The 5,818-nt window shown below is 65.8% G+C and carries 4 protein-coding genes; 2 read left to right on the top strand and 2 right to left on the bottom strand.

Annotated features, from left to right (window positions below):
* On the top strand, window positions 1-885 hold an 885-nt coding region (locus ABYB95_RS15610), incomplete at its 5' end, for a DUF993 family protein (RefSeq protein WP_372659486.1).
* 3 nt (window positions 886-888) lie between these two features.
* Window positions 889-1,767: a sugar phosphate isomerase/epimerase family protein gene (locus tag ABYB95_RS15615; protein WP_372659487.1), complete on the top strand. Its 879-nt coding sequence runs from the start codon at window positions 889-891 to the stop codon at window positions 1,765-1,767.
* A gap of 41 nt (window positions 1,768-1,808) precedes the next feature.
* Here the strand turns inward: ABYB95_RS15615 and ABYB95_RS15620 are convergent, their stop codons facing one another.
* Window positions 1,809-4,301, bottom strand: a complete 2,493-nt coding sequence (locus ABYB95_RS15620) for a DUF1631 family protein (protein WP_372659488.1) — start codon at window positions 4,299-4,301, stop codon at window positions 1,809-1,811.
* A gap of 116 nt (window positions 4,302-4,417) precedes the next feature.
* Window positions 4,418-5,662 (bottom strand): MFS transporter, encoded by a 1,245-nt coding sequence (locus ABYB95_RS15625; protein ID WP_372659489.1) that lies wholly within the window; start codon window positions 5,660-5,662, stop codon window positions 4,418-4,420.
* Between the last annotated feature and the right edge of the window lie 156 nt (window positions 5,663-5,818).

The raw sequence follows: 5,818 nt of genomic DNA on the forward strand, positions 1-5,818 counted from the left end.
CAGGGCGGCAGCGCCCTGGTGGCATCGGGCTGTGGCACCGACCACCTGGTGCTGGACAAGGTGAAGACGGTCGACGAGGTCATCGCAGGCTACGAAGAGCAGATGGCTGCCATCGAAAAGCTCGGTGGCCGGCTCATTGTCATGGCGAGCCGCGCACTGGCGCGCGTGGCAAAAGGCCCGGACAACTACGCACGCGTGTACGACCGCATCCTGAGCCAAGCCAAGCAGCCCGTGGTGCTGCACTGGCTGGGCGACATGTTCGACCCGGAGCTCAAAGGCTACTGGGGCAGCGACGACCTGGACAAGGCCATGGGCACGGCGCTTGCGGTGATCGCAGCGCACCCGGACAAAGTGGACGGCATCAAGGTTTCTCTGCTGGACAAAGACAAGGAAATCGCCATGCGCCGGTGCCTGCCAACCGTGGGCGGCCAGGACGGCCGGGGCGTTCGCATGTACACCGGCGACGACTTCAACTACGCCGAACTCATCGCCGGTGACGGCTTTGGCAGCGAGATCACGCACGGCCAGAGCGACGCGCTGCTGGGCATCTTCGACGCCATCGCCCCGGCGGCGGCAGCGGCGCTGGGCGAGTTGGCGCAGGGCAACGTGCAGAAGTTCCACGAGATCCTCGGCCCCACGGTGCCGTTGTCGCGCCACATTTTCGCCGCGCCCACGCGCTTCTACAAAGCCGGCGTGGTGTTCATGGCCTGGCTCAACGGGCACCAGAGCCACTTCACCATGGTGGGCGGCCAGCAGAGCACGCGCTCGGTGGTGCATTTCGCCGAACTGTTCCGCCTGGCCGACGCCGCCAACCTGCTGGAACAACCCGAGCTGGCGCTGCAACGCATGAAGACGCTGCTGGCGCTGCACGGCATAGAGCACTGACCCATGCGCGATTTTTCCCAAGACCACCGTTGGCTCTCCATCAACACCGCCACGGTTCGCAAGAGCCGTGGCCAGGACCTGCCCTTGACCGACATCCTGGACGCCTGTGCACGCCACGGCATCCGGGCCATTTCACCCTGGCGCGACCAGGTTGCCGCAGCCGGATTGAAAACCGTCTCGGCACAGGTGAGAGCGCTGGGCCTGGAGTTGTCCGGTTATTGCCGGGGCGGCATGTTCCCCTCGCTGGACGCGGCCGGGCAGCAGGCCGCGCGCGACGACAACCGGCGTGCGGTGGACGAAGCCTGTGAACTTGCAGCGCCGTGCCTGGTGCTGGTCGTGGGCAGCCTGCCCGGCGCACTCGCTGGCCAGGCTGCGCACAAAGACCTTCAGCGTGCCCGCGACCAGGTGCGCGATGGCATCGAAGAACTGTTCGGCTACGCCAAGGCAGCCGGCATGCCGCTGGCCATAGAACCGCTGCACCCCATGTACGCAGGCGACCGCGCCTGCATCAACACCATGGAGCAGGCGCTGGACGTCTGTGACGCGCTGGACCCGGACAAAACCGGCGCATTGGGCGTGGCGGTGGACGTGTACCACGTCTGGTGGGACCCCAAGCTGCAGGCCCAGATCGAACGCGCGGGCAAGAGCCGCCTGCTGGCGTTCCACGTGTGCGACTGGCTCACCCCGACCACCGACTTGCTGAACGACCGCGGCATGATGGGCGACGGCGTGATCGACATTCCACGCCTGCGCGGCTGGGTTGAAGCCCAAGGCTTTCAGGGCTACAGCGAAGTGGAAATTTTTTCCACCGGCAACTGGTGGCAGCGCGAACACGACGAGGTGTTGCGCACCTGCATAGAACGGCACCGCAGCGCCGTGTGACGTCACGCGACGCGACGCCATCTGGCGCGCCGCCTCGGCACTCAGACGGCTGCGCGGGACCGGCTCGGTGGCGTCTCGGCGGTCATGGCCCGCAAGGCGGTGGTCACCACCCCGTGCGCCGCCACCGGGCGCAGCAACCGGTTGGCGATCAGCCGTTCGCAACTGCGTTTGGTCATGGAATGGGGTTGCCCACCACCGCTCACAAACATGAACAGCGTGCCCTTGCTGCTGGCCCAGATCAGTTGTGCGCGCAACCACTGTTCGCGGGCGTACAAGTCCACCCAGTCGCCTTCGCGCAATCCGCCTAGCACTGTGGCCGTCTGAAGCAGCTCGGCGCCGAGAGCCTCGCTGTCTTCGCCAACGGGGGTCGGCGCCGATACGTCTTCGCCCTCCCCGCCTCTCTCACCTTCCCCGCTGGGTGACTCACCGCGCAGCGCCACCAGATCGGCGTGGTAACTCGGCAAGGTGTCCTCGAAACCCGCCGCCACCAGCTCGTCTTTGCCCAGCCAGGGCTGCGCGGCGCGGTGGGGCCGGCGCTGCTCGGGCGTGGCGGGCAAGGTCTCGTCCAGCTCCATCGACATCGACCCGATCTCCAGGGGCGCCGGTGCGGAATGGACCGCGTCTTTCTTGATGCGGGCACGGCGCAAGCGCAAGACCGGTTGGTGCAGGCGCATGAGCGCATCAAAAAAAGGCTTGGTTTCCTCCCGCGTCTTGCCCAAAGAATCCAGGCCCGAATACAGGGTGGACAGCAAACCGGGAATCATGTCGAACAACTGCTTGGGGCGCCGCAGCGTGACTTCTTTTTTCACACTCCACAAGAGCTGGGACACCGCCTTGCCATAGCCCCCGGGGTCGTTCGCCTGCCCGCTGGCATCGCCCAGTTGGGCCGACGCCATCACCAGACACCAGGGTCCATACAGAAAGTCGAGGATCACGCCCGGCGCGTTGTCCACGTCGGGGCGCTGGCTCATATCCCAAGCCAGCTGATCGGCCAGGGCCTGGCGCTCTTCGGCGCGGCGCATCGACTGCAAGCTGTTGTCTTGCAGCGGGCGCTCCTGCTGGTCTTGCGCGTCCCAGTTTCGGCGCAAGGAGGTCAGCGCTGTGGCAAAAGCTTTTGGATCGCCGTCCTCTTGCGCGTTGAGCCGGTTGAAGGCGCGCTGTACGGGCTGGAAGAAGGTCTCGAAGTCGCTTGAGAACTCGTCGTTGTACTTGAAGCTGCGCTGCGCCACGCCTTCGACCAGAAGCCGGGCCGGGTGCTCCTCTTCGCTGAAGAAGCGCGGCTTGTCCATGGCCAGGCGCAGCAGCGCAGGCTCCAGCGCCACCACCGCCTCGCGCACCGGCGTCAACAGCAAAGGGTCGCTGGCCAGCTGGCCGACCAGAGCACGCACCAGGTCCAGGCCCACCGCCTGGGCCACGCGCCGCGCCTTTTGCTTGAGGCGCATCAGCACCTTGGCGCGTTCGTGCGCAGCCGCGTATGCGCCCCAGGTCTTCTGGCTGAGCTGGCTGGCAATGCCCACTGCCCGCGCCGGTCGGTCCACCACCGGCATGTCGCGGTGCTGGACGCTGCGCTCCAGGATCATGGACTCGTCCAGCAGCGGGATCGCGGCATAGGCCTCGATCGCGGCCAGTTCCTCGCTCACCTGATCGTAGTAAGCGGGCGTGAGGTGCCGCTCATACTGGGCCCCGCCCTGGTTGAGAAACCCGTGGAACACCGGGTTGTCGATACCCGAATGCTGGCGCGCCAGCTCGATCATGGGCGGAAGTTCGTCTTCATTCGGCCACGCCGGGGCATCTTGCGTGCTGACAGGGTCCACCGCAGATTGCCATTGGCTGTTGGGCGACCAGCCCAGCCCACCGGAACGGGTCGATACGGGCCCATCAGGCGACAGGCGCACGCGGTACCCCGCTTCGCGCACGTTGGCACGCTGCAGCATCAAGCCCAGGCGCTCGTACAGTTTTTTCAACTCGGCGCCCAGCGGTGCCGCCATGTGCTGCAACCACAGGCTGCGCACCGCCGCTTCGTGGTCGCTCGACGCCATGGTTTCACGCAACACCCGCACAAAAACCAAGGGCCGCAACGGGTTGCGCTCGGCGCGTACCGTGACCAAACCCACCAGCGAGCTCATCAAGGCGTCCAGCACCGCCAGTTCGTGCTCCACCACCGGCAAGAGGTTTTGCACCAGGCGGGCCGACTCCAGCGACTCTTTGAGCGCATCGTCGTCCACCAGCGACATCAGGGTGGATTCGGTGTACAGCGCCGGACGCGAGGAAGGTGGTGCATCGTCGGCTGCGGACATCAACGCCTCGCGCAGTTGCGCGGGGTAGGTCTCCAGCCAGAGGCCTTTGTTCTGCTGCAGCGCCCACCCAGCCCGCGCGAGCAAGTCGCGCTGCGCGATGTCTCTGGACGCCTTTTCAGCGCCCTGCAAACCGACGACGGCGGCGTCGATGCAGCGCGCCAGCAGCTCAGGCGCACCAGAGAGCGCGTCCTGATAACACTGTTGAAGCAAACGAGGGGTGGCCTCGGAGGCGGACATCTGCGGGGGTCTTCCAGGCGGTTGGGAAAGCAATCCAGCCCGTTGTTATACCCGTTGTGCCGCGCCTGGAAGCGGTGCGGCATCAAACAGCCGCCAGCCGGTGCGTGCGCCCTGCCTCAGGCCGGAGCCAGCACCGTTCGGCGCACGCGCCGCACGTTGAAAGCGCTTGCAATCAGCACCGCCTGCACCACGGCCAGACCGATCAAGACCCCCTGGAACTGGCCGTGATCCATCAACAAACCAAAGATCAAGGGGGCCACGGCCTGGCCAATATCCAAGCCCGAATACACCACGCCATAGACCCGCCCTGTGGCGTTGTCGGGTGTGGATTTTTTCACCAGCAGATCGCGCGACGGCCCGGCAATGCCCGCGAAGAAGCCCATCGCGCCAAACAGGACCGGCACCGCCATGGCGCTCACATCGACCCAGGCCAACACCAAAGCAATGCAGGCCGCCAGGCTGAAACCCACGCCCACGATGCGCTCGCAGCGCGCCGGGTCCGACGCCAGAAAGCCGCCCAACACCATGCCTGCGGCGGCACAAACCATGTACGCGGTGAGGCACACCGCCACCAGCGCCAGGGGTACGCCATGCAATTGGCGCGCCGCCTCGGGCGCAAAGGCCTGCACCACGCTGAGGGCCATGGCGTAGAAAAAGAAGAAACCAAAACACATCCATACCGCCGGAATGCGCAGGAAATCCAGGCGGTCGTCCTGGGCCGGAGAACCTGCGGCGGGCTTCGGCGCCGCAGGCAGGCTCAGCTGTTCGCGGTTGACCCAGAGCACCGCCAGCACCGCAAACGCCAGCACCCCGGCACAGACCAAAGCGGCCCGCCAGGAATACGCCAGCGCGATCGGCACCATCATGGCCGGCGCCAGCGCCCAACCCAGACTGCCGGTGATGCCGTGCACACTGTAGGCATGCCCCAGCCGGGCCGCACTCACCTTGCGGTTGAGCAAGGTGTAGTCCACCGGGTGGAAAACGCCATTGCCGATGCCTGCCACCACCGAGAATCCGGCCAGCATCCAGTAGCTGGTGCTGCTCGCAAAACCGAACGCAGCCAAGCCCAACAGCGAGAGCCCGGCAAACAGCACCGGTCGAGGGCCCACGCGGTCCACCACAAAACCGGAAGCCGTCTGTACGGCGCACGAGGTGACAAAAAAGACCGTCATCAAAAAGCCCAGCTCGGCATAGCTGGCCTGAAAAGCGTCTTTGAGCCAGGGAAACAAGGGCGCCAGCAACAGTTGGCTGAAATGGCTGACCATGTGCGCCAGCCCCACAAGGCTGATCAGCCCAATGTCCTGCCTCAAGGGCACCCCACCGGGCAACGGGTGGGCGTTCGCGGAGCTTGCTGTGTTCATGGCGTGATCGTAGACTCAAGCCTGCATGCCGATTGGCGATGATCTGTCAGCTTTCGGCGAATACCGGACAAACCACCGCCCACCATGCCCCCACGCCACCCCAGCCCCCGCGCTGCCCACCCCAGTCCAACCCCGTTGGGCGACACCCACCCGTTC

It is taken from the genome of Hydrogenophaga sp. (assembly GCF_041633695.1).
GTDB lineage: Bacteria > Pseudomonadota > Gammaproteobacteria > Burkholderiales > Burkholderiaceae_C > Hydrogenophaga.